16 protein-coding genes and 3 pseudogenes are annotated in these 24,371 nt (G+C 68.2%); 6 read left to right on the top strand and 13 right to left on the bottom strand.

From position 1 onward, the window contains the following. Positions 1–9: 9 nt before the first annotated feature. From eno to QAD21_RS07430, 7 genes and pseudogenes are all read right to left on the bottom strand, one after another. A pseudogene (gene eno, locus QAD21_RS07460) lies at positions 10–1,292 on the bottom strand (phosphopyruvate hydratase). Between the two features lie 184 nt (positions 1,293–1,476). Continuing rightward, positions 1,477–2,196 carry a lytic murein transglycosylase gene (locus QAD21_RS07455; protein WP_171011689.1) on the bottom strand — a complete coding sequence of 240 codons (720 nt, stop codon included), beginning with the start codon at positions 2,194–2,196 and terminating at the stop codon, positions 1,477–1,479. A 318-nt stretch (positions 2,197–2,514) separates the two neighbouring features. Beyond that, positions 2,515–3,339, bottom strand: coding sequence for a formylglycine-generating enzyme family protein (locus QAD21_RS07450; RefSeq protein WP_083229358.1), 825 nt, complete (start codon positions 3,337–3,339; stop codon positions 2,515–2,517). Between the two features lie 101 nt (positions 3,340–3,440). Beyond that, positions 3,441–5,363, bottom strand: coding sequence for an adenylyl-sulfate kinase (gene cysC, locus QAD21_RS07445; RefSeq protein WP_280361065.1), 1,923 nt, complete (start codon positions 5,361–5,363; stop codon positions 3,441–3,443). Further along, a complete protein-coding gene (cysD, locus tag QAD21_RS07440) occupies positions 5,363–6,271 on the bottom strand; it encodes a sulfate adenylyltransferase subunit CysD (RefSeq protein ID WP_280361063.1) in 909 nt (302 codons plus the stop codon). Before cysD ends, cysC begins: the two co-directional genes overlap by 1 nt. Positions 6,272–6,347: 76 nt before the next feature. Then, positions 6,348–7,157 carry a Stf0 family sulfotransferase gene (locus tag QAD21_RS07435; protein WP_280361061.1) on the bottom strand — a complete coding sequence of 270 codons (810 nt, stop codon included), beginning with the start codon at positions 7,155–7,157 and terminating at the stop codon, positions 6,348–6,350. A 140-nt stretch (positions 7,158–7,297) separates the two neighbouring features. Continuing rightward, positions 7,298–8,704 (bottom strand): sulfatase, encoded by a 1,407-nt coding sequence (locus QAD21_RS07430; protein WP_280361059.1) that lies wholly within the window; start codon positions 8,702–8,704, stop codon positions 7,298–7,300. A 321-nt stretch (positions 8,705–9,025) separates the two neighbouring features. Here QAD21_RS07430 and efeU point away from each other — a divergent pair, with 321 nt between their 5' ends. The 3 genes and pseudogenes from efeU (at position 9,026) to efeB (ending at position 12,451) form a co-directional block, all read left to right on the top strand. Next, positions 9,026–9,925: an iron uptake transporter permease EfeU gene (efeU, locus tag QAD21_RS07425; protein WP_259935521.1), complete on the top strand. Its 900-nt coding sequence runs from the start codon at positions 9,026–9,028 to the stop codon at positions 9,923–9,925. Continuing rightward, complete coding sequence (gene efeO / locus QAD21_RS07420; RefSeq protein ID WP_280361058.1) at positions 9,922–11,130, top strand: iron uptake system protein EfeO; 1,209 nt, start codon at positions 9,922–9,924, stop codon at positions 11,128–11,130. The genes efeU and efeO overlap by 4 nt, the downstream gene beginning before the upstream one ends. Then, positions 11,127–12,451: pseudogene (efeB, locus tag QAD21_RS07415) on the top strand (iron uptake transporter deferrochelatase/peroxidase subunit). The gene efeO and the pseudogene efeB overlap by 4 nt, the downstream one beginning before the upstream one ends. A gap of 21 nt (positions 12,452–12,472) precedes the next feature. Here the strand turns inward: efeB and QAD21_RS07410 are convergent. The 4 genes and pseudogenes from QAD21_RS07410 to QAD21_RS07395 all read right to left on the bottom strand — a co-directional run bounded on the left by QAD21_RS07410 (position 12,473) and on the right by QAD21_RS07395 (position 15,903). After that, the gene (locus QAD21_RS07410; protein WP_058250812.1) at positions 12,473–13,123 is read right to left on the bottom strand and encodes a GntR family transcriptional regulator; all 651 of its coding nucleotides are present in this window, start codon (positions 13,121–13,123) and stop codon (positions 12,473–12,475) included. Between the two features lie 34 nt (positions 13,124–13,157). Continuing rightward, a pseudogene (locus QAD21_RS07405) lies at positions 13,158–14,188 on the bottom strand (2-oxoglutarate and iron-dependent oxygenase domain-containing protein). Positions 14,189–14,239: 51 nt separating this feature from the next. Continuing rightward, positions 14,240–15,127 carry an ABC transporter permease gene (locus QAD21_RS07400; protein ID WP_280361055.1) on the bottom strand — a complete coding sequence of 296 codons (888 nt, stop codon included), beginning with the start codon at positions 15,125–15,127 and terminating at the stop codon, positions 14,240–14,242. Then, a complete protein-coding gene (locus tag QAD21_RS07395; RefSeq protein ID WP_280361053.1) occupies positions 15,124–15,903 on the bottom strand; it encodes an ABC transporter ATP-binding protein in 780 nt (259 codons plus the stop codon). The genes QAD21_RS07400 and QAD21_RS07395 overlap by 4 nt, the downstream gene beginning before the upstream one ends. Positions 15,904–16,202: 299 nt before the next feature. Between QAD21_RS07395 and QAD21_RS07390 the strand changes: the two genes are divergently transcribed. The 3 genes from QAD21_RS07390 to QAD21_RS07380 are packed head-to-tail and all read left to right on the top strand — an operon-like array spanning position 16,203 to position 19,772. Continuing rightward, positions 16,203–17,384, top strand: coding sequence for a nitrate ABC transporter substrate-binding protein (locus QAD21_RS07390; RefSeq protein ID WP_280361051.1), 1,182 nt, complete (start codon positions 16,203–16,205; stop codon positions 17,382–17,384). Positions 17,385–17,424: 40 nt separating this feature from the next. After that, positions 17,425–18,438 carry a 2OG-Fe(II) oxygenase family protein gene (locus tag QAD21_RS07385; RefSeq protein ID WP_280361049.1) on the top strand — a complete coding sequence of 338 codons (1,014 nt, stop codon included), beginning with the start codon at positions 17,425–17,427 and terminating at the stop codon, positions 18,436–18,438. Beyond that, positions 18,435–19,772: an amidohydrolase family protein gene (locus tag QAD21_RS07380; RefSeq protein ID WP_068971909.1), complete on the top strand. Its 1,338-nt coding sequence runs from the start codon at positions 18,435–18,437 to the stop codon at positions 19,770–19,772. Before QAD21_RS07385 ends, QAD21_RS07380 begins: the two co-directional genes overlap by 4 nt. Before the next feature lie 98 nt (positions 19,773–19,870). Here the strand turns inward: QAD21_RS07380 and QAD21_RS07375 are convergent, their stop codons facing one another. Both QAD21_RS07375 and mfd read right to left on the bottom strand, forming a co-directional pair. Next, complete coding sequence (locus QAD21_RS07375) at positions 19,871–20,779, bottom strand: MazG family protein (RefSeq protein ID WP_277242741.1); 909 nt, start codon at positions 20,777–20,779, stop codon at positions 19,871–19,873. After that, positions 20,776–24,357: a transcription-repair coupling factor gene (mfd, locus tag QAD21_RS07370; RefSeq protein ID WP_159370416.1), complete on the bottom strand. Its 3,582-nt coding sequence runs from the start codon at positions 24,355–24,357 to the stop codon at positions 20,776–20,778. The genes QAD21_RS07375 and mfd overlap by 4 nt, the downstream gene beginning before the upstream one ends. Positions 24,358–24,371 lie beyond the last annotated feature (14 nt).

The following is a 24,371-nucleotide window of genomic DNA, read 5'->3' as shown; positions in this document are numbered from 1 at the left end:
GACAGCTAATCACGAACCAAACGAGAAACGCGGGAAGGCGAGGTCGCCCGCGTACCGTGCCGCGTCGCCGAGTCCTTCCTCGATCCGCAGCAGCTGGTTGTACTTGGCGACGCGCTCGGAGCGGGCCGGGGCGCCGGTCTTGATCTGTCCACAGCTGCAGGCGACGGCGAGGTCGGCGATGGTGGTGTCCTCGGTCTCACCGGACCGGTGACTCATCATCGTCTTGTAGCCGTTGTTGTGCGCGAGTGCGACGGCGTCGAGGGTCTCGGTCAGGGTGCCGATCTGGTTCACCTTCACGAGCAGTGCGTTGGCGATGCCCTTGGAGATCCCCTCCTCGAGACGCTCGGGGTTGGTGACGAACAGGTCGTCACCGACGAGCTGCACCCGATCGCCGATCGACTCGGTCAGCTTGGCCCAGCCGTCCCAGTCGTCCTCGGACAGACCGTCCTCGATCGAGACGATCGGGAAGTCGCTGATGAGCTTCTCGTAGAACGACACCATCTCGTCGGCGCCGAGTTCCTTGCCCTCGAGCTTGTAGGCACCGTTCGAGAAGAACTCGGTCGCTGCGGCGTCGAGCGCGATGACGACGTCGCGGCCGAAGTTGTAGCCGGCCTTGCCGACCGCCTCACCGATGACCGCGATGGCCGCCTCGGTGTTGGGCAGGTCGGGGGCGAAGCCACCCTCGTCGCCGAGTGCGGTGCTCATGCCCTGCTTGCTCAGGACGCCCTTGAGGGCGTGGTAGACCTCGGCACCGCACCGCAGCGCCTCCTTGAAGGTCGCGCGCCGACCGGGGCGATCATGAATTCCTGGAAGTCGATGCCGTTGTCGGCGTGCTCGCCACCGTTGATGATGTTCATCATCGGCACCGGCAGGATGTGGGCGTTGGGTCCGCCGATGTAACGGAACAGCGGCAGCCCGGCCGATTCGGCCGCGCCCTTGGCGACCGCGAGCGAGACACCGAGCAGCGCGTTGGCGCCGATACGGCTCTTGTCGGGGGTGCCGTCGCAGTCGAGCAGTGCCTGGTCGACGAGGCGCTGTTCCTCGGCCTCGATCCCGATCACGGCCGGGGCCAGTTCCCCGAGGACACCCTCGACGGCCTTGGTGACGCCCTTGCCCAGGTACCGGTCGCCACCGTCGCGCAGTTCGACGGCCTCGTGTTCGCCGGTCGACGCCCCGGACGGCACGGCGGCCCGGGTGAAGGTGCCGTCATCCAGGACGACCTCGACCTCGACCGTCGGGTTGCCCCGCGAATCGAGAATCTCACGCGCACCTACCTGCTCGATGATTGCCACGGTTGCACCCCAATCTCGGTGGACGAGTTCGTCGGCGTGATCCCAGGAGATGTGTCCTCCGACGGGGCCGCCTACGCCGACGACGGCCGGTTCTGGTGCCGGCCGATAGGCAAGAGCCTAGTGGCTGCGCCGAAGCCGCACGTGACAAGGTCGACGCAAGCGCTGAAGCCCTTCCCGGCAGGGTTCAGAAGCGGACGTTGATCGAGTAGGCGTTGGCGTGATCGCGCACGTCGAGGACGTAGGCCATCGAGTTGTTGTAGGTCCGGACTGCCTTCTCCCACCCTTCCGGCGTCGTCATGTCGTTGCCGGCGGAGACACACAGATAGCGGGCCGCCGAGAGGGCGGCGTCGTCGATGTTGTCGGGGTCGGGGACGCCGTCACCGTTGGCGTCGACGCCGTAGCGCTTCCACGTCTCCGGGATGAACTGGAACGGCCCCATCGCTCGATCGTGGGTGGCGTCGCCGTCGAGTGCGCCGCCGTCGGTGTCGAGGATCTCCATGTTGCCGCGGGTGCCGTCGAGTTTGACGCCCCGGATGGGCGGGTTGACGTCGCCGTTGTCGGCCACGTCGGAGCCGCGGTAGTGGCCGTGTTTGCTCTCGACGCCGGCGATCCCCGCCAGCGTGGTCCAGTTCAGTCCGCACTCGGGGTGTTGCTGGCGCTGGATCTCGGCGGCGTTGCCGTAGGCCTGGAGCGAGACGACCGGGATACCGGTGGACTCCGCGATGGGCACGGCCCAGTCGTGCATCCTGTCCGCGGTACGCCCGGGTGCGTTGATGTCGATGTAGGGCTGGGGCACGCCTGCCCCCGGCGGGATGCCCTCCGGGATGTCCGGCCTGGTCAGCGACGGCAGGTCGATGCAGCCGGCCAGCAGCACCGACGACGCGACCGCCACGGCCGAGGCCATGAGGCCGTTCCTCCACGGGTTCGGCCGCCTCGACTCCCGACGCACCGCATCCCGGCCCTCCACACGCATTCCTGCCCTACTCCCCTCTCCGGTCCGACGACTTTCGGGCGGACACCGCCCGAGGGGAACCACGATCGCACAGCCGATCGGGTCTCCCGGAAATCGACACACAGTCTGCTGATCCAACTGACCACGGCGGAGTTCGGTTCCCGGGCGCCGGGAGCGCAGCGAGCGGGCCCTGTGTCCCGGGCGCCGGGAGCGCAGCGAGCGGGCCCTGTGTCCCGGGACGTGCAGGACGGGTTGTCGGCCGGATGGAAGTCAGCCGGCCGCGGGACCGACGGTCCGGAACCCGATGTTGCTCGCCGTCGACTCCGGCGTGTTGTGCGATCGCGCGGCGACCCGGTAGCGATGACAGTACGAGTCGTGGCAGAGATGGCTGCCGCCCCTCAGGACGCGAGCGCTTCCCCGGCCCGGCCCCAGCGGGTTGCTGCGGTCGGACACGCGGTAGTACCGGGCGCTGAACGTGTCGGCGCACCACTCCCAGACGTTGCCGGCGCACTGGTACAGGCCGAAGCCGTTGGGCTCGAAGTCCCGCACGGGCACGGTGCCGACCCGGGCGGTCGGCGCATCCGGGAACTCGCCGCGAAAGATGTTGCAGCGGGGCGCTTCTGCGGTGGGTGGTTCATTCCCCCAGGGGTATCGGGCCCCGCGCAACCCACCCCGCGCCGCGTTCTCCCACTGCGCTTCGGTGGGCAGGACACGTCCGGCCCAGGCGCAATAGGCCTGCGCGTCGCGGTGGCTGACGTGGACGACGGGGTGGTCGGCCAGATCGTCGACCCGGCTGCCGGGACCCGCCGGGTGGCGCCACGACGCACCTTCGACCGCGAGCCACCACGGTGTTCCCGGCACGGGTTCGCCCGGCGCGGTGGCGTAGGTGTGGAACACCGCGGAACCGCCGAATCGCTCGGCATCGGTCTGGTGTCCGGTCGCCGCGACGAACGTGGCGAACGCGGCGTTGGTCACCGTCGTCGCGTCGATCGAGTACGCACCGAGCTCGACCTCGTGCACCGGTCGCTCACCGTCGGTGCGGTACCCCTCGTCGAACGCGTCCCCCATGGCGAAGCCCCCGGCCGGGATGTCCACCGTCTCGATCGGGTGCACTCCGGGACCGCCACCGGCGTGCTCGGCCGGCGGGAACGGCGCACCCGGGCCGCCGTGCGCGGGTCCCGGGGGATGACAGCAACTCACCCCGCCATGATGCCGCGATCCATCAGCGCACCGAGGATGAGCGACGCCAGCCGGTCGATGTCCGCGCCGGTGGTGTCGAATCGCAGATCGGGGCTCTCCGAACTCTCGTAGGGCGCATCGATGCCGGTCAGCCCGCGGAGTTCGCCGCGACGCGCGCGTTCGTAGAGGCCCTTGGGGTCACGGCGTTCGCATTCGGTGACCGGCGTGGAGACGTGGACCTCGATGAAGTCGAGGTCGGCGGCGCGGTGCAGTTCACGCGCGATCTCCCGGTCGGAACGCAGCGGCGAGACCATCGACGCGATCGCGATGACCCCGGCGTCGGCGAAGAGTCGGGCCACGTGGCCGACACGGCGGATGTTCTCCGCGCGGTCACCGGCGGAGAAGCCGAGGTCGTCGGAGATCCCGTGCCGGATGTTGTCGCCGTCGAGGAGGTAGGCGACGCGCCCGCGGCTGACGACGGCCCGCTCGAGCGCGACGGCGACGGTGGACTTGCCCGACGCCGGTAGACCGGTGAGCCACACCGTCGCTCCGCGCTGCTGGGTGTGCGCCCACCGTTCCGCACGCGCCAGCGAACTCGGATGCCATTTGATGTCGTTGCGCGTCGCCTTACCCGGGACGACCTCGCGCGGCTCGAGGATCGTCCCCGCGCCGACCGTGTCGTTCGAGGCCTCGTCGATGAGGATGAACGCGCCGGTGTCGCGGTTGCTCGCATAGGGGTCGGCCGGCACCACCGACGACGTCCGCAGCGTGACGGTGCCGATGTCGTTGAGCACGAGCTCACCGGGAGCGACGTGCTCGATGAGGGTGTCCGGGTCGAGGCGCCGCTCGAGGGACTGGACGGTGGCGCGGACCGTCGACGGGCCGTGCTTGAGGGCGACGCGGTCACCGGCCCGCAGCGGCGAGTTCGACAACCAGCACACGTGCGCATCGATCTCGCGGGCCAGGACCGGTACATGCGCTCCGTCCGCACCGCTCACGATGACGTCGCCGCGACCGATGTCGATGTCGTCGGCGACCTGGATTCCCACCGAGAGAGGCGCCACCGCAACGTCTCTCGTGGGATCGAGGGTATCGAGCGCCGTGACGGTCGACCGGCTTCCCGACGGCAGCACGACGATCTCGTCACCGACGCGCAGTGTTCCGGAAGCGAGCCGGCCGGTGTAGGTACGCCGGTTCGACTCGCTGGGACGCGACACCCACTGGATCGGAAGGCGCAGTTCCTCGGTCACCGGCGCGGGCGCGTGGAGCTCGACGTCCTCGAGGTACTCCAACAGCGTTGTCCCGGAGTACCACGGGGTGTTCGACGAGCGGTGCACGACGTTGTCCCCGTGCTTGGCGGCCACCGGGATCGCCGGGATCTCCCCGATCCCGAGTTGCACCGCGAGTTCGGCGAGGTCGGCCCGGATCTCGTCGAAACGGTGCTCGGAGTAATCGACGAGGTCGATCTTGTTGACCGCCGCGATCACGTGCGGCACGCCCACGAGAGTTGCGATCCGGGCGTGGCGTCGGGTCTGCCGCAGCAGGCCGTGCCGGGCGTCGACGAGCAGGATCGCCACGTGCGCGTTCGACGCCCCGGTGAACATGTTGCGGGTGTACCGCTCGTGTCCGGGGGTGTCGGCGAGGACGTAACTCCGTGTGGGCGTGGAGAAGAAGCGATAGGCGACATCGATCGTGATGCCCTGTTCGCGTTCGGCGCGCAAGCCGTCGGAGAGGGCGGCCAGGTCGACATCACCGTCGCCGTCGGTGACCGCGGCGAGATGATCGGTCGGCAGACTGCCGGTGTCGTGCAGAATCCGGCCGATGAGCGTGGACTTGCCGTCGTCGACACTGCCCGCGGTCGCGATCCGCAGGAATTGCCTTGCGGACGTGCTTGTTTCGTCACCGGCGGGGACGACCGGCTGTGGCGAGGTGAGAGTCATCAGAAGTATCCTTCGCGCTTGCGGTCTTCCATGGCGGCGCTGGACGTGCGGTCGTCGGCGCGGGTCTCCCCGCGTTCGGAGACGGTGGATTCGCTGATCTCGGCGATGATCTCGGCGATCGTGGTGGCCCGCGAGCGAACCGCCCCGGTGATGGTCAGGTCACCGACGGTGCGGTAGCGCACCCACTCGGTCCGTACCTCCTCACCGTCGCGGGGCCGTGAGTACTCCGAGACCGAGAGCAGGATGCCGTCCCGGTCGAAGACCTCCCGCTCGGCGGCGAAATAGATGGAGGGCAGCTCGAGGCCCTCGAGCTCGATGTAGCGCCAGATGTCGGTCTCGGTCCAGTTCGAGAGCGGGAACACACGCACCGACTCCCCACGACGGATCCGCCCGTTGTACAGCGACCACGGTTCGGGTCGCTGGGCGCGGGGATCCCATTGCCCGAACTCGTCGCGGAAGCTGAAGATGCGCTTCTTGGCGCGGGCACGCTCCTCGTCGCGGCGGGCGCCGCCGAACGCGGCGTCGAATCCGCCCTCCTCCAGCGCATCGAGCAGGGTGCGGGTCTGCAGGCGGTTCCGCGAACCCGACGGGTCGGTGGACTCGGCGACTCGTCCGGAGTCGATGGACTCCTGGACCGAGGCCACGATGAGTTCGATGCCCTCGGGATTCTCGGCGGTCGGCGCGACCCGTCGGTCACGGAATTCGATCACCTCGTCGAAATTGTGGCCGGTGTCGACGTGCATGATCGGGAAGGGCAGGGGCGCGGGCCGAAATGCCTTCTCGGCCAACCGGAGCAGGACGATGGAGTCCTTGCCGCCGGAGAACAGCAGCACCGGCCGCTCCAGTTCCGCCACCACCTCGCGGATGATGTGCACCGCCTCGGCCTCCAACACCCGGATGGCGGTCACATGGTCGAAGTCGTCGGCGTCCCCGGGCCGGCCCGGTCGCCGGTCGCCCGGTCGAGCGAGGTCTCGTCTACAGCGGTCACAGTGGGTATCCGTTTCGTTCGGCGTCTTCTCGATAGCGTCGGGCCCACTCCTTGGACCGCGAATTGGACTGTGGCTTCAGCGGTGGCGGCGGCGCCAGCTCCGGGTCCTGCCCGATCTTCTCCAGCACCAGTGCGGTCGCCTTCGTGGGATCGGTGACCAGGCCCCGGAACCCGATCTCGAGCGGTTCGATCCCCTCGGCGGCGAACCAATTGCGCCACTGTCGTTCCTGGTCGCTCAAGATGCCGGCGAGATGGGCGATACCGCCGGCGTGATACACCGCCTCGTCGTGCTCGTCGGTGTCCGAGCCGTCGTGCCGCCACACGCGGGTCTGCACCGCGCGCCACATCGACACCGCTTGCGGCACAACATCTTCTCGATGGACGTGCACGTAGAGCGGATCGGCTCCGTCGAACAGCCAGCGGACGGCGCCGCGCAACGAACCCGACGCGACCCGGCTGCGCGAGATCAGCAGCGGCGTCTGGTTCCACATGAGCTTGCCGCCCCACACCCCGTTCGGCGTGCGACCCGCCGCCCGCACATCCGAGCGCCAGGTGGCCGAATCGCGGGTGTCCACCACCCCGGGATCGAGTGGCTCCAGGAGCTCGAGGATGGTGGGATCGCTGACACCGGCGAACCATTCACGCGGCTGCGGAGCCGCCGAGGAATCCGAGAAGTACTGGAAGAACTCCTCCGGACGACCCGCGACGCCGGTCGCGGCGAGCGACTCCACCAGCAGCGTGCTGCCGCTGCGCTGGCTGGCACACACCAGATAATTTGCCGGTCCCGACGAGGACTTCGCTGACATGAAAGACGAGTCTAGCGAGCGGAAAAAGCACCGCAAGCTGGCCTTTTACGCGCAGCCGGGTCGAAACCATTGACACCGAGACCGCGCTGTGGGTGGCGTGAGATCGCGTGTCCGAGATGACGCTTTCGCGCCGACGCCCCTCAGCGCTCGCCCGACGTGAGGTCCCCGGCCAACTCGCGACGGGCACCCAGCGGACGCCGGGACGGCAATGCCTCCTCCTCGGCCTCGACCTGCGCCGCCTTGGCGTGGAATGCGTCCATGAAGGCCTCCGCCGTCGCCGTGCCGGCCGCTTCATCGGGCAAGTCGTCATGGGTGCGCTCGCGCCAGTCGGCCAACGCCCGCGCGAGCTCGTCCCGGACATGCGCATACGACGGGTCGTCGGCGAGGTTGTTGCGCTCATGCGGATCGGAACGCAGGTCGTAGAGCTCGACCCGCGACCGATCCTGTTGCACCTCTTGCCGATCCAGCGACCGCGCCGACAAACTGTCGGCGATGTCGAGCGGGAGCAACAACGCCGGCCGCGCCGCGTAGTTCTCGATGTAGCTGAAGTCCTTGGTGCGCACGGCCCGGATCGGATCGAAGGCATCGTGGTAGGTCTTCTCGGTGAACACCTCGGTGCGAACGGCCGTGGATTCGGTTCCCACCAGCGCAGGGGCGTGCGAGTCACCGTCGACCGTGTCCGGGATGTCGACGCCCACCAGGTCGAGCAGCGTCGGCGTGAGATCGACCCCCGAGAACAGATCGTCGTAGACCGTCGGCGTGATCCCCAGCCGCGACGGCGGGCGCATGATCAATGCGATCCCGGTGCCCTCTGCGTACAGCGTCGATTTCGCCCGTGGGAACGCCAGACCGTGATCGGTGACGAACACGATCCAGGTGGAGTCGTCGAGACCGAGTTCGGCGACGGTGTCGAGGAGCCGGCCCACGGCCGAGTCGGCCTTCGTGATCGAGCCGTGCAGACCCGCCAGATCGTCGCGCACGTCGTCGGTGTCCGGCAGGAACCCGGGCACCGCGATCGTGCTGGTGTCCGCCGGCTTGTACTCGTCGACCGGGTAGGGCCGATGCGTTTCGAAGAAGCCCGCCGTCAGGAAGAACGGCCGATCGTCGTGCGCATGTCGTCGCAACCAGTCCTGAGACCGGTCCACCACGTAGTCGCAGCGCGAGTCGGACACGTCCACCGAGTCGAAACCGAGCCGGCCGGGGTCCGCACTCTCGTGCTGCATCCCGAAGAGTGCGGAGCTGTAGCCGGCACGCGCGAGGAGAGCCGGCAGGGTCTGCACGTCCGGGAAATACTCGAACCCGTGGTGGGCCAGGCCGACGAGCCCGTTGCCGTGCGGATAGCGCCCGGTGAACAGGGAACCGCGGGCCGGTGAGCACAGCGGCGCCGTGGCGTGTGCGTCGGCGAACCGGATGCCGGCGGCCGCGAGGTCGTCGAGGACGGGACTCTCGACGCCATCGGCGCCGTAACACCGCAGATGGCGACCGAGATCGTGCCAGTGCACCAGGATCACGTTGTCACGGCGCGCGGTGTCGAGAGTAGAGACCATCCACCCATGATGACCCAGGCGATTCCCGTCGCGGGCCCGACCCGTCCAGGCTGATTCCGACAATCCGCCCACCGCACAGACAGACGACATCAAATCACGGTGCGCAAAAGTCCTGGCCGGGCGTGATTTGGGGTGCCAGGCCGGCCGAATGAGCCGATATGCCCTATGCCGTACGCGTTTTCGGGTCTAGTCTTCGCTTTGGTAAGCCTCAGCAAAGTAGTGGGCGCGAACGGCACCGGGAGGGATGGATTCGTGACACCGGTCGTATCGGACATCCACCTGTTCGCAGCAGCGAGCGACGCGCCTTCGACGTTCACGCAGATGTTCGGCAGTGGCTTGATCGGGTTACGCGAAGGACTCGAAACCGGCATAGTGGTCATGGTTCTCGTCGCGTATGTGGTCAAGACCGGCCGGCGAGATGCGCTCAAGTGGATCTGGTCGGGCGTGGCCGCCGCGGTGGCGATGGTCGTCGTGGTGTTCCTGGTGATCCACTTCGGCACGTCGACCATGACCCCGCTCGCGGCCGACACCATCGCCGGGATCGCCTCACTGGTCGCGGTCGTCATCGTCACGTTCATGGTGCTGTGGATGAGCAAGGCCGCCCGGCACATCTCCACCGATCTCAAGAGCGGGATGTCGCGGGCACTCGTCGCCGGCCGGGCCTCGGTGATGGGGTTGGCGTTCCTCGCCGTCGGGCGGGAGGGGTTCGAGACCGCCCTGCTGATGGTCGGCTACGCCGAGAGTGTTTCCGGCGGATTGTGGCCGCTGATCGGCTTGCTGCTCGGGGTCGTGGCCGCGGTCGCGCTGACCGTGCTGATCTACCAGGGCGCGATCCGACTGGATCTGCGTCTGTTCTTCATCTACACCGGGGTCTTCCTGATCTTCGTGGCGGCCGGGATCCTGACGTACGGCATCGGCGCCCTGCAGACCGTCGGGTGGCTGCCCGGGCACGGAGCCGTCGCCTTCGACATCTCCGAGGGTTACGACGCGTCGTCCTGGTACGGCACCGTGCTCGGCGGCATCTTCAACTTTCGGCCCGACCCCACCGTCCTGCAGGTCGTCGCCTGGGTCGTGTACGTGGCCGTCGTGCTGACGATCTTCTGCCGACGGCAACTGACCCCGGCTCCCGAAGCCTCCCCCACCGGCACCTCCGCGCCGGGAACGACGACCACGCAGAACCCCGCATCCGCGGAATCCGCAACCGAAAGGAACCCTCAGTGAATCGCAGAACCGTGATGGCCGCCGGCGCGGCCGCGGCACTCGTGTTGCCCGTGCTGCTGGCCGGCTGTACCCAGAAGGCCACCTCGGACGGCGCGATCACGGTCACCTCCACCAATGATGCGTGCGAACTGGCGAGCAGCGAGGCGACCACGGGCGACGTCGACTTCGCCGTCACCAACTCCGGCGACAAGGTCACCGAGTTCTACGTGTACGGCACCAACAACCGCGTACTCGGCGAGGTCGAGAACATCGGCCCCGGGCTGTCGGGCAACCTGAGTGTCGAGATCGTCGAACCCGGCACGTACACCGTGGCCTGCAAACCCGGCATGGTCGGCACCGGTATCCGTACCGAACTCACCGTCGGCGGCGAGCGCAAGGAGAAGGCCGACGTACCCGCGGACGTGACCGCCGCGAAAGGCCAGTACCTCGAGTACGTCCGCAACCAGCTCAACACCCTGCACGCGCAGGTGACCACCTTCGTCGGCAGCGTCAAAGCGGGCGATCTCGACGCCGCTCGCGCCCAGTTCGGGCTCGCGCGCACGCCCTACGAGCGCATCGAGCCGGTCGCCGAGTCCTTCCCCGACCTCGACCCCGCCATCGACATGCGTTGGGACGACACCGAAGACGGCGCCCAGCCGTTCACCGGCTTCCACCGCATCGAACGTTTCCTGTGGCCGCCGCAACCGGCCGAGATCGGCGATCAGCCCGGCCAGATCACCCCAGCCGATGCACAGAACGCGGCCGCCACCGACAACCCGCAGACGATTGCGCCGGTCGCCGACCAGCTGCTCGCGGATGTGACGAAGCTCCGCGACGAGGTCAACGCACCCGGGTTCGAGTTCGAGACCGGGTCGTTCGTGAAGGGCCCCCAGGCGCTCATCGACGAGGTCGCAGCCACCAAGATCGACGGCGAGGAAGACCGGTACTCGCACACCGACCTGTGGGACTTCGCCGGCAACCTCGACGGCTCGGAGACGGCGATCGCGACACTGCAGCCGATCATCGCGGCGAAGAACCCGCAGCTGATGGACACCATCACCGCCCAGTTCGCCACGGTCCGCGACTCGGTGAACACCTACCGCTCCGGCGACGGGTACGTGTCCTACACCGAGGTTTCCGCCGACCAGCGCAAGGCGATGTCCAACCAGATCGACGCCCTGTCGGCGACCTTGTCGCAGGTTCCCGGGATCGTGTTGGCCCAGTGAGTGATCCGGCCCCCGACCCGCGCGACGCGGAGTCCGACGCCCCGCCCCGGTCCCCACGGCGCGGGTTCTCCCGCCGCGCGGTGATCGGCGGCGCCGGCGCCGGATTGGTCGTCGCCGCGGGCGGGTCGCGATCGGGCGGGCGTCCGCGTCCTCGGAGTCCCCGCCCACCCAGATCGTCGACTTCCGCGGCGAGCGCCAGGCGGGCATCATCACCGCGGCGCAGGACCGGCTCCACTTCGCCAGCTTCGACGTCGTCACCGACTCCCGCGCCGACCTCATCGCGATGCTGCAACGTTGGACCGCGGCGGCCGAACGGATGACCCGCGGGGAAGAGACCGTCGACGACGGCGCGACCGGACTCGGTGACTACACACCGCCGGCCGACACCGGCGAGGCACTGGGCCTCGGTGCCGCGAACCTCACCCTCACCATCGGTTTCGGTCCGGGACTGTTCGGTCCCAGCGCCGCCGACCCCGCGCGCCCCGACCGATTCGGCATCGGCGATCGTAAACCCGCTGCCCTGCAGGATCTCCCCGGTTTCGCGGCGGAGAAGATCGAACCGGCACGGTCCTACGGCGACATCTGCATCCAGGCATGTGCCGACGATCCTCAGGTCGCGGTCCACGCGATCCGCAACCTGGCCCGCATGGCCTTCGGCGTGGCCGCGGTGCGGTGGTCCCAACTCGGTTTCGGCCGCACCTCGTCGACCACCCAGTCGCAGTCGACCCCGCGCAACCTGTTCGGATTCAAGGACGGAACCAACAACCTCCGGGCGGAGGACACCGAGCTGCTCGACCGCTGGGTGTGGGTCGGTGCCGAGGACAACCCGCCGGCCGCCCGCTGGATGACCGGCGGTACCTACCTCGTCGCCCGACGTATCCGCATGGACATCGAGCCATGGGACCGCGCCCACCTACTCGAACAGGAACAGATCGTCGGCCGCACGAAAGCGGCCGGCGCACCGCTGGGACAGACCGACGAATTCGACACACCCGACTTCGCGGTCACCTCCGGCCGCACACCGGTGATCCCCCGCGACGCCCACATCCGGCTTGCGCATCCCGACAACCTCGGAGGTGTCCGGATCCTACGGCGCGGGTACAACTTCACCGACGGCTCGGACGGATTCGGCCACCTCGACGCCGGCCTGTTCTTCATCGCGTTCAACCGCGACACCGGTCGCCAGTTCGTCCCGATGCAACATGCCCTGGCCCGCAAGGACGCGATGACCGAGTACCTCATCCCCAACGGGTCGTCGGTCTTCGCGATACCTCCCGGACTCGCCCCCGGCGAATGGTGGGGACAACACCTCTTCAACTGATCCGTGGCCGCTGAAAGGGCCTCAGGTACGGAGCAGCCGGACGAGCACGCCGGCGGCGTGGGCGCGCGCGGCCCGGTCGGCTTCGTCGGCGTCACCGACCTCCAGTGCCGCGACTATCCGGCGGTGCTCGGTCACGGCGTGCCGACGGTTGTCCTCGTGCGACCACATGTCGGATCGGTAGAGATGTGACTGGGTGTCGAGCTTCAGCAGTGCGTCGCACAGCGGGGCGTTGCCCGACAGCGACCGGACCGCGGTGTGGAAGTCGAGATCGAGTTCGGCGTCGCGTCGGTGATCGGGCTCGGTCTCCAGCAGACGCTCCTGCTCACGAACCCGATCCCAGAGCCCGGTCAGCTCGGCACGGGTCACCCGGATGGTGGCCTGGCGCGCGGCGAGTCCGTCGAGGACCTCACGAACCTCGAAGACGTGCCGCAGCATCTCGTCGTCGAGGACGGCCACCTTCGCACCGACACGAGGCGTGTAGACCGCCAGCCCGTCCATGACGAGTTGTTGGACCGCCTCGCGCACCGGGCTGCGGGACACGTCCAGTCGGGCGGCCAGACCGGGAACCGAGAGCGACGCACCGGGTTCGAGCGTGCCGTCGAAGATCTCGTCTCGTATCCGGCGCAGGACCGACTGCATGAGCAGCGCGCCGTCGTCTCCGTTTCCCGTCATGATCGTCCCAGCGTAGAAGGCCGATGCCCCGGCCTCATCCCGCGGCCATCACGCGCTGCGCCTCGCGCTCGGCGCCGACGGGTGCGATTCCGCTCTTCATCCCGGCGAGTTTCGCATCGATGTTCTCGGCGACGGTGATCGGCGGATATCCCGGGTGGTCGGTACGCGCGCACCCGGGCAGCGTCTCGATGACGGCATCGGCGTTGCCGTCGAAGAAGAACGCTGCCGATCGACGACGCAGGATCCGGCCGTCGACGACGGGCGGGTCGACGCGGTGGACAGTCGATCGCCACCGGTCGTTCGTCCACCGCGCCATGGCGTCGCCGAGGTTGACCAGCAGCGCGCCGTCGGCGGGTGCCACGTCGTGCCACCGCCCCTCGTGATCGAGCACCTGGAGCCCGGGCACCTGGTCGGCCCACAGCACGGTGAGGATGCCGAAGTCGGTGTGCGCACCCATCCCGGTCAGCTCCCCGGCGAGTTCGATCTCGCCTTCGGGGAGGGTGTAGTTGTTGAGCTTCAGCGCGTCGATGGAGTGATCGGTCATCCCGTCGAAGTACCCGGGCGGCAGACCGAGCGCATCGGTGAAGGCGGTGAGCAGAACTCGTGAGAGGCCCCGCGCCGCGTCAAACCAGGATTCGACCGCCGGGCGGAATCCCGGCGCCGCGTCCGGCCACGTGTTCGTCGGGTAGCTGGACGCCGGCAGGTCGAGGCCCGGGAACCAGGAACCCTCCGAGCCGACGGTGAACGCCTCGTAGAAGTCGTTCATCTGATTCGCCGCGGCCACACCCAGACTCATGCTCAGCGACTCACTCTTCGGAGGGCTGTAGCCACGATTCTGCCCGGCCGGGTGTATTGCTTCTTCACCTCGAGGGGCAGCGCGTAGAACTCGTCGAGCGCCGCGGTCAGTCCGTCGATGACGCCAGGTGCGATCCCGTGACCGACGACCTGGACGAAACCGACTCCGCCACAGGCGTCGTCGAGGGCGCGCGCCACGCCGTCCCGGGCCGCGGCCGAGCTGTCCGGGTCGAGGTAGGGCGAGATGTCGATGGTGGGAACGGTGAACATGAATCCTCCGAATCGGTTCGGGTCGAGGTGGTTGCGAGCGCGGAGATGGCCTCAGCGACGACGGTTCACGGCGGCGTTGAGAATGCTGAAGGCACCGAAGACGAGGATGCCGAACACCGAGGCCAGGACGATCGCCGCGATGAGGTCGTCGGACTGCAGGCGAGCCCGGTAGATGTCGAGCAGGGTCCCGATACCGGGTTCGCCCTTCGCGAAGAACATGTCACCGATGATGGCGCCCACCACGACCAGCCCCGAGGCCGTCCGGAAGCCGGTCATCATCGACGGGAGAGCTGACGGGAACTCGAGCATCAGCAGGCGTTGCACCGGTGAAGCTTTCGACAGGGTGAACAGCTCGTGTGAGGACTTGTCGACCGAGACGAGGCCGAAATGCGTGTTGGCGATGATGGGGAAGATCGCGATGATCACGCACACGATCGTGCGGGCGACCATCCCGTAGCCGAACCAGAGCCCGATCAGCGGAACGATCGCGAGCACCGGGATCACCTGCAGCACAACGGCCCAGGGGTAGATCGCGCGTTCGAGGAAGGACCCCCGGCTCATCAGGACGCCGATGGCGACCCCGATCAGCGCGGCGAAGGCGAAGCCCACGAGACAGACCTTCGCGGTGACCCATAGCGCGTCGAGCATGGGGCCGACGCTGTCCGGGTCCAGCAGCGACTCGGTCAGCACGGTGTGCGGCGGCGGGAGCAGGAAACGCCGCTCCGGAGTGAGGATGAGATAGCTGACCGCGTACCAGGCGGCGATCCCCACGGCGAGGGAGAGGACCGGGGGTGCTCCGTACCTCAGCACGGCTGCCGTGACACGGCGGGCGCCACTCTTCCGCGACGACCGTTCGCCCCGTGTGGGTTCGGGCTGCGGCGCGGAGACGGGTCCGTGGTACTCGCCGGCGGCGGGACGAGATCGGGCGGCGGTGGTCATCGTGCACCTCGGAGGGTCTCGGAGATCTCGGCGACGTGGTCGGTGAAACGGCTGTCGTAGCGCAGATCCGGGTGGCGTGGGTGAGCGAAGTCGATGCCGATGTCGGCGACGATCCGCCCCGGGCGTGCGGACATCACGATCACCCGGTTGGCGAGGAAGACCGCTTCGGACACCGAATGCGTGATGAACATCGCGGTGAACCGGCGTTCGGCGTAGAGCCGTTGCAGCTCGGATTGCATGTCGAGCCGGGTCATCTCGTCGAGAGCGCCGAAAGGCTCGTCGAGGAGCAACAATTCGGGCTCGGAGGTCAACGCGCGGGCCAGCGAGGCACGCATCTTCATGCCACCGGACAGCATGCGCGGCAATTGCGACTCGAACCCGGTGAGACCGACCGCGTCGATCGCGGCCTGCGCCCGGGGTCGTCGTTCACCCCGCGGCAGCCGGGCGATCTCGGCGCAGAGTTCGACATTGCCCCGCACACTGCGCCAGGCGAGGAGGGTCGGTTCCTGGAAGATGAACCCGACCGACTCCGTGGACAGTGCCACGCTTCCCTCCGTGGGCTTCTCGAGACCGGCGGCCATCTGGAGCAGGGTCGACTTACCACAACCCGACGGTCCGACGACGGCCACGAAGTCGCCGGCGCGCACGTCGAGGTCCACCCGGTCCAGCGCCTGGGTCCCGGACTCGAATCGCTTCGTCACCCCGGAGACGGACGCGACCACATCTTTGGTGAGATGACGCGCATCCACATCCCTCACCGTGTCGTAGAGTTTCATCCGGCCTTCCCCTGTGCTGTCTACATGTAACTTTTGCAGTCTTACTGCCACTCGATGATTGGTTACATGTATTTCAAGTTGATGACCATGTGTAAACACTGCGTCACCAGCTGGGGCGGGCCGGGGTCGTTCCGAGGCCCGATTCGCTACATAGTTGCAGTTCAAAGCCTATCTACATGTAACTGGAGCCCTCTCGGATCGGCACCGTTCCCGGCTGGCGCAATCCGGAACGTCGACCTAGCTTTCACATGTAGATCGCGAATGTGTCGCGAATGAACGGCATCAGTCCAGGAGATCCCATGACCCCTCACCCACCGTCCCGCCTCCGCACGTCGCGTCTGGCCGTGGCCGCCACAGCGGCGACGATCTGCGCAGCGGTTCTCGCCGGCTGCTCGAGTTCCGGGTCCGACGACACCGCGTCGTCGAGCCTCCCCTCGGCGCCGGCCGAATCCACCCTCGCCGGAACCTGCCCCGACAACGCGGTGGTTCAACTGCAGTGGCAACCGCAGTCGGACATGGCCGGGGTCATCGGACTTCTCGGACCCGGGTACACCGTCGACACCGACAACAAGTCGGTCTCCGGCCCGCTCGTCTTCGACGGCATGGACACCGGCGTCGACATCACGCTGCGCGCCGGCGGACCGGCCATCGGATTCCAGTCGGTGCCCTCGGCCATGTACTCCGACGACTCCATCCACCTCGGTCTCGTCCACGGCGACCAGATGATCTCCGCCGCCAAGGACCAACGCGTGGTCGGTGTGACGCCCCTGCTGCAGTACAACCCCTCGATCATCATGTGGGACCCCGCAACCCACCCGGACGTGAAGACGATCGCCGACATCGGCCGATCCGACGCCAGCGTGGTGGTGTCGAAGGATCAGATCTTCCCGCAGTGGCTGGTCGCGAAGGGGCTGCTGCAGCAGGGTCAGCTCGACACCAGTTACGACGGCGCCCCGGCACGTTTCGTCGGCGACCCGTCGATCACCCAGCAGGGGTTCGCCAACTCCGAGCCCTACACCTACGAGAACGAGACCCCGTCGTGGAACAAGCCGGTCGCCTACGCGATGGTCAAGGACGCCGGGTACGACGTCTACGCGTCGAACGTCTCGGTCCGCGCCGGTGACGTCGAGGAGATGTCGCCGTGTCTGGAGAAGCTGGTCCCGATGATCCAGCAGACCGGTAAGGACTACGTGGCCTCGCCCGACGCGGTCAACGCCACCATCGTCAACTGGGTGTCCCAGGACGTCTCCTTCACCCCGTATTCAGCCGGGGAGGCGGCGTACTCGGCGGGCCTGCTGAAGGATCGCGCGGTCATCGCCCCGGGCGCGGACGGTGTCTACGGCAGCTACGACATGGTGAAGGCGCAGAACGTGATCAACGACCTCGTGCCGATCCTGAACGGCGGAGGCGCCGACCTGCCGGCCGCATTGCCCGCCGACCAGCTGTTCACGACCCAGTTCATCGATGAGCAGATCCGCTGACCCGACGCCCACGTCTTCCCCGACCACAGAGAGACACACGATGACAGAGACCACCACACCCCCATCGCCGGCCGCCTCGGCCGGCCTGACCGAGCTCGACCGGGAACGCCGGATGGGCGGGCTGGGGACCGAAACCACCGACCGCGAGATCCGCCGGATCAGTCTGGCCGATCTGGACAACCGCCGCGACGAGATCGCCGACCAACTCTGGTCGGCCGCAACCGACATCGGCTTCTTCCAGGTGATCGACCACGGCATCGACCTGGCCGCGGTGGACCACGCGTTCGAGATGTCCGCCCGGTTCTTCGCGCTCCCCCGTTCGGTCAAGGAGCAGTATCCGCTCAAGAAGGGCCAGAACGCGGGCTGGGAGTACCGCACCCAGGTACGCCCGTCGATCGGCACACCGGACCAGAAGGAGTCCTACCAGTTCACCCGGCCCCGCATGGACGGACTGTGGCCGAGTGAGAGCGAGCTCGCCGGATTCCGCTCCACCATCGAGGATTTCGAGCACCGGTGCTGGTCGGTGGCCATGACCCTGCTCAGCTGTTTCGCCGAGCGTCTGGGTCTCGACCGCGACTTCTTCACCCGGGCGCACGACCCGACGGCGGACACCTACCAGAGCACCCTGCGGCTGCTGCACTACTACGCGTTCCCCGACGAACTGATCGACTCCGAGAACAGTTGGCGCGCCGGCGCACACACCGACTTCGACGCACTCACCCTGCTGTTCCAGCGGTCGGGCCAGGGGGGTCTGCAGGTGCTACCGGGAGCCGAGGCCGACGGCCAGGCCTGGACGTCGGTGGAACCGTCCGACGACGCCATCACCTGCAACATCGGCGACATGCTGATGCGCTGGTCCGACGACCGGCTGCCGTCGAACTTCCATCGGGTCCGGGCTCCCCGCCGGGGCGAGTACACCGGTCCGCGATACACGCTCGCGTATTTCGCCCAGGCGAACTCCGACGTACTGATCGAGAGCGCAGGCGGCACCTATCCGCCGATCACGGCCGCCGATTATCTCGCCCAGCGCATCGCCGCGAACTTCGCGAAGTGACCCACACATCATCGCCCGGGGCCGCCGTCACCGCGGCGGCCCCGGCCCTTCGCGACGTCACCGTCTACACGGCCGGGCAGTGGAAAGCCCATCACGACGTCCATGTCGTCGACGGGATCGTCACCGCGATCGCACCCACCGACCGTCCCGGTAGTTCAACCGGCGGCGGCTACGTCATTCCCGGGTTCGTCAACACCCACACGCACCTCCAGCAGTCGCTCATGCGGGGAATCGCCGAATGCACGCCGCTGCTCGAATGGTTGCTGGCCGTGGGCGAGGAATCGGTGGCGATCACACCCGAGCGGGCCTATCTCGCCGCCGTCTCGGCCTGCCTCGAACTGTTGCGATCGGGCACGACGACCGTCGTCGAACACATGTGGCCGCACCCGTCGGACGAGATCCACGACGCTGTCGTACGGGCACTGCGCGACACCGGAATCCGGGCGATCCTCGGCCGCGGGGTCGCCGACCGGGCCGACCCGAGCCGCAAGTGGGGGTTCGAGCCGCGGCTGATGCAACCCCTCGGCGACGTCCTGGACCACGTCGACCATCTCCGCAACGAGGTCGCCGGGTCAGCGATCTCGATGGCCCTGGCGGTACCCAATCCGCGCTCGGTCACCGACGCCGGGATGCGGACGATCCGGGACTTCGCGCAGGAGCGTGGACTCCCCGTATCCATCCACCTGCTCGAGACCGGCACCGACGAACAGATGTGTCGGCAGCACACCGGCTTCGGGGCCGTCGACCACCTCGACCGTAACGGTTTCCTGTGGGACCGCGTCCTCGCCGTCCACTGCGTCGAGCTCGACGACGCCGGCCAGCGCACCCTCGCCGCCCGAAAGGTGGCGGTGTCACACAATCCGTTGTCGAACATGCGGCTCGGCAGCGGGGTGGCCCCGATCCCGGCGATGCTGGAACGCGGCCTGGCCGTCGGGTTGGGCGTGGACGGCGCCGCCAGCAACGACACCCAGGACATGCTGGCGACGCTGCGTATCGCCGCCTACCTACAGCGCGCCGTCCATCGGCGTGCGGACCTGCTCGGGTTCCCCCAGATGCTCGACATCGCCTGCGGCGGCGCCAACTCCGCGCTCGGTCTGTCGCCGGTGACCGGCGGCGTGACGGTCGGGTCGCCCGCGGACCTCACACTGGTGCGGTTCGACCGCGACTACGCCACCCTCCCCGTCCGCGATCCCGGCGCGTCGTTGCTCACCACCGGATCACGGTCCATCGTCGACACGGTGATGGTGGGCGGCGAGATCGTCGTCGAGGCCGGACGCCACACGCGGATCGATGAGGCGGAGTTGACGAAACAGCTGGCCGCGTTGTCCGTTTGAGCCTCGATCCGGTTCATCCCCCAAACCCCGCGACAGTCGTCGCGTGTCGTTGCGCGGATCGCAACGAAACGCGACAACTGCGCCGCTTGATGATCGGATCAGGCAGGGCTCTCGTCCAGCACGGCCGACCACGCCTCGGGCGAGTCGAGGGTGACGCCCCGCTCGGCCGCACGCGCTTCTGCCGCGCGCACGTCGGCCATCAACGCGAGCGCACGGTCCCGCGCCTGCGCCTCGACACTGTCGCCGCCCGCGGTGACCGTGACGGTCAGGGTCTCCGCGGGGATGGTGTCGACGGGATAACCGGCCGCGGTGAGCCGTTCGAGGACCTTCTGCACCAGGGCGAGAGCGGGCTGGGTCGTGGCGACGCCGTCGAACACCGAGCCGCGGCGCTTCTCGGCCGCCTTGCGTTCCTCCCATTCCCGGATCTGGGTCTCCAGATCCGAGTGGGCGCCGGACAGCACGCCCGGGGTCCGGCCGGTCACCTTCGACGTGAAACTCCGTGCGACGTCGTCGATGTCGAACGGCGACTCCGGGTCGTCGGCGGCGATGCGCGCGTGGAACAGCACTTGCAGCAGGAGGTCGCCGAGTTCTTCACGGAGCTCCACGGGGTCACCGGCCTCGATGGCGTCGAGCAACTCGTAGACTTCTTCGAGCAGGTAACGCCGCAACGAGTGGTGCGTCTGGGTGCTCTCCCACGGGCCGTTCCGACGCAATGTGTCCATCAACGCCACGGACTCGAGAAGCGCCATGCCGGAGACCGCCTGCGCCGCGATGACGTCTTCCCCGCGCGCGATTCGCGCCTGCACCAGCGGATGTTCGGGATCGGTACTGACGAGCACCGATCCCGGATCAACGGGTGCGTCGTCGAAGACGGGTTCGACGTGGTCGAACTCCCACAGCATCGCCGCGGGCACGTCCTCGGTGACCTGCACCGGCCCGGCGAGACATGAGCGTGCCCGAATGGGGATCAGATCTGGCCGTGCCGGGTCCAGCAGCACCACCGTCACGTGACCGGCTCCGGCCGCAGTTGGGTGAGGAAGGTCGTCAGATACTCGATCAGCTCGTCGTCGCGCAGGCGCGCCGACCCCACGCCTCCGGTGCGCGGGATGGGCAGCGTGACCACCGACGTCGTCGCCCGGTAGGTGGCCGACGAGTACAGGCGACGAAGACGCACCTGCTCGCTGTCGAGCAGCGACAGCGGCGAGATCTTCATTCCCTGTCCGGCGAGACCGATCTCGGTGATCCCCCGCTCCCGGCATCGCAGGCGCAGCCGGGCGATGGACGCCAGCCGCGTGGTCTCCACCGGTGGTGGGCCGTAGCGGTCGTTGAGTTCGACGAGGACCGAGTCGACCGCGGCGTCGTCGGTCGCCGACGCGAGCTTGCGGTACGCCTCGAGACGCAGGCGGTCGGAATCGACGTATTCGACCGGGATGTGTGCGTCGACGGGGAGGTCGATGCGCACCTCGCCCGTCTCCCGGGATTCGACGGGCTTCCCGTCCGCGGCGGCACGGTAAGCCTCCACCGCCTCGCCGACCAGCCGGACGTAGAGATCGAAGCCGACGCCCGCGACGTGCCCGGACTGCTCGGCGCCCAACACGTTTCCGGCGCCGCGCAACTCGAGATCCTTCAGCGCCACCGCCATTCCCGCGCCGAGCTCGTTGTTCTGCGCGATCGTCGCCAGGCGGTCGTAGGCGGTCTCGGTCAGCGGCCGGTCCGGGCTGTAGAGCAGGTAGGCGTATCCACGTTCGCGGCTGCGACCGACGCGACCACGCAGCTGATGTAGCTGCGAGAGGCCGAGGTTCTCGGCGCGGTCGACGATCAGGGTGTTGGCGTTCGAGATGTCCAGACCGGTCTCGATGATCGTCGTACAGACCAGCACGTCGTACTCACGGTTCCAGAATCCCGACACCGTGCGCTCGAGCTGATCCTCGCCCATCTGCCCATGTGCGACAACAACTCTCGCCTCCGGGACCATCGCCGCGATGTCCTTGGCCATCTTGTCGATGGTCGACACCCGGTTGTGCACGTAGAAGACCTGGCCGTCACGCAACAGCTCGCGGCGGATGGCGGCGGCGACCTGCTTGGGCGCGTAGGCACCGACGTAGGTGAGCACCGGGTGCCGTTCCTCGGGCGGGGTCAGGATCGTCGACATCTCGCGGATCCCGGCCATCGACATCTCCAGCGTGCGCGGGATCGGGGTGGCCGACATCGTCAGCACGTCGACATGGGTGCGCAGCGACTTGATGTGTTCCTTGTGTTCCACACCGAACCGCTGCTCCTCGTCGACGATCACGAGTCCGAGGTCTTTCCAGACGATCCCGGTCTGCAACAGTCGGTGGGTACCGATGACGACGTCGACCTCGCCCTTCGACATCGCCTCGGCGATCTCGCGTGACTCCTTGGCATCGGTGAAGCGCGACAGGCCGCGCACGCGCACCGGGAAGCCGCTCATCCGTTCGGTGAAGGTCTGCAGATGTTGTTGCGCGAGAATCGTCGTCGGGACCAGGACCGCGACCTGCTTGCCGTCCTGGACGGCCTTGAAGGCGGCACGGACGGCGATCTCGGTCTTGCCGTAACCGACGTCGCCGACGACGACGCGGTCCATCGGCACCGCACGTTCCATGTCGGCCTTGACCTCGGCGATGACCGTGAGCTGATCCACGGTCTCGGTGAAGTCGAAGGCGTCTTCCATTTCCTGCTGCCACGGGGTGTCGGGACCGAATGCGTGTCCGGGCGCGGCGTGGCGGGCGGCATAGAGCTGTACGAGCTCGCCGGCGATCTCGCGAACAGCCTTGCGCGCCTTGCGCTTCGTGTTCTGCCAGTCCGACCCGCCGAGTTTCGACAGCGACGGCTGTTCGCCGCCGACGTACCGCGAGAGCTGGTCGAGTGCGTCCATCGGGACATACAACCGATCGGCCGGCTGGCCGCGTTTGCTCGAGGCGTACTCCAGGACGAGGTACTCGCGCCGGGCACCCGAGACGGTCCGCTCGATCATCTCGACGAACCGGCCGATGCCGTGCTGGTCGTGCACCACCAGGTCGCCGGCGGCCAGGGCGAGCGGGTCGACCTGGTTGCGCCGCTTCGCCGGCAGCCGGCGGCCGTCCCGGACGTTCGCGACCCGTGTACCGGTGAGGTCGGCCTCGGCGACCACCACGAGACCCGCGTCGGGACAGACGATTCCGGCACGCAGCGGCGCGCAGAAGACGGTCACCTCGCCGGGCTGCGGCCGATGTCCGGGTTCGGCGATCACGTAGGGCACCTCGGCGTCGGACAGTCGTTCGCCGACACGCTGCGCGGTGCCCTTGCCCGCCACCACGATCGCCGCCGTCTTGCCGTCGGAGACGTGGGCGCGCAACTGCGCGAACGTCGCCGCGATCTCGCGGTCGTCGCCCCGTGGCGCCGGGCCGGGAGCCAGGTCCAGTTCGAGTTCGTCACCGCTGCCGGTCGCGAGCGGACTCAGGGTCCACCAGGGCCGGCCCGCGGCGAGTGTCGCCTTCCGCACCTCGTCGAGAGACCGGTACGCGCTGGCCTGCAGATCGATCCCGAGGCTCTCCGACGACCGGCCGTCGATCGGCGCCGAGGCGCCCATGGCCGCCGCCGTCCACGACGCCTCGAGGAACTCCGCACCCGTCTTCGACAGATCCGAGGCCCGGGTCCGCACCTTCTCCGGGTCGAGGATGAGGACCCGGGTGCCGTCGGGGATCACCTCGGTCAGCAACTGCATGTCGCCGTCGACGAGCGCGGGGATCAGCGCCTCCATCCCCTCCACCGGGATGCCCTCGGCGAGTTTGCCCAACATCTCGGTCATGGTCGTGTCGCCCGGATCGGCGGCCGCGAGATCGGCGGCCCGCGCACGGACCTTCTCGGTCAGGAGCAGTTCACGGCACGGGTGAATCCGCACCTCGCTGGCCTCGACCTCGGGCTGGCTGCGCTGGTCGGCCACCGAGAACGCACGCATCTCGGTGATCTCGTCGCCCCAGAACTCCACGCGCACCGGATGATCGGCGGTCGTCGGAAAGACGTCGAGGATACCGCCGCGTACCGCGAACTCGCCGCGTCGGCCGACCATGTCGACGCGCTCGTAGGCCATCTCGACCAACTGGGACAGCAGTGCGTCGAAGTCGACCTCGATGCCCTCACGCAGGGTCACCGTGGCGACGTCGGCGAGGCCCGGTGCCATCGGCTGGACGAGCGAGCGAACAGTGGTCACGACGACCCGCAGTGGGGTGTCGCCGGGGTTCGCCAGGCGGTGCAGCACGGCCAGTCGCTGTCCGACGGTGTCTGCACTCGGGGAGAGCCGCTCGTGCGGCAGCGTCTCCCAGGACGGGAACTGTGCGACGGCCCCGGCGTCGTCGAGGAGTTCGCCCAGCTCCGCCGTCAGATCATCGGCCTCGCGGCCGTTGGCCGACACGACCAACAGCGGCGCCTGCGCATCGGTGACCAGGCACGAGACGAGGAAGGGGCGCGCGGCATCCGGCGCGGTGATGTCCAGTCGGCGCTCGTCGCGGTGCTTGTGCACCTCGCGGAAGGACTTGTCCGCACACGCGAGTGTGGCCAGACCGGACAGGGCAGACAGCGTCGACACTCCGTCGATTGTAT

This window comes from Gordonia sp. SMJS1, from assembly GCF_029866425.1.
Lineage (GTDB): Bacteria > Actinomycetota > Actinomycetes > Mycobacteriales > Mycobacteriaceae > Gordonia > Gordonia hongkongensis.
The sequence above is the reverse complement of the archived record's forward strand: the minus strand, read 5'-3'. Positions and strand labels throughout refer to the sequence as shown.

Bases quoted from the DNA above. Each gene is read 5' to 3' on its own strand.
- QAD21_RS07455 (WP_171011689.1), bottom strand. From the start codon at position 2,196: ATGGCCTCGGCCGTGGCGGTCGCGTCGTCGGTGCTGCTGGCCGGCTGC.
- cysC (WP_280361065.1), bottom strand. From the start codon at position 5,363: ATGACTCTCACCTCGCCACAGCCGGTCGTCCCCGCCGGTGACGAAACA.
- QAD21_RS07435 (WP_280361061.1), bottom strand. From the start codon at position 7,157: ATGTCAGCGAAGTCCTCGTCGGGACCGGCAAATTATCTGGTGTGTGCC.
- QAD21_RS07430 (WP_280361059.1), bottom strand. From the start codon at position 8,704: ATGGTCTCTACTCTCGACACCGCGCGCCGTGACAACGTGATCCTGGTG.
- efeU (WP_259935521.1), top strand. From the start codon at position 9,026: ATGTTCGGCAGTGGCTTGATCGGGTTACGCGAAGGACTCGAAACCGGC.
- QAD21_RS07410 (WP_058250812.1), bottom strand. From the start codon at position 13,123: ATGACGGGAAACGGAGACGACGGCGCGCTGCTCATGCAGTCGGTCCTG.
- QAD21_RS07400 (WP_280361055.1), bottom strand. From the start codon at position 15,127: ATGACCACCGCCGCCCGATCTCGTCCCGCCGCCGGCGAGTACCACGGA.
- QAD21_RS07395 (WP_280361053.1), bottom strand. From the start codon at position 15,903: ATGAAACTCTACGACACGGTGAGGGATGTGGATGCGCGTCATCTCACC.
- QAD21_RS07390 (WP_280361051.1), top strand. From the start codon at position 16,203: ATGACCCCTCACCCACCGTCCCGCCTCCGCACGTCGCGTCTGGCCGTG.
- QAD21_RS07385 (WP_280361049.1), top strand. From the start codon at position 17,425: ATGACAGAGACCACCACACCCCCATCGCCGGCCGCCTCGGCCGGCCTG.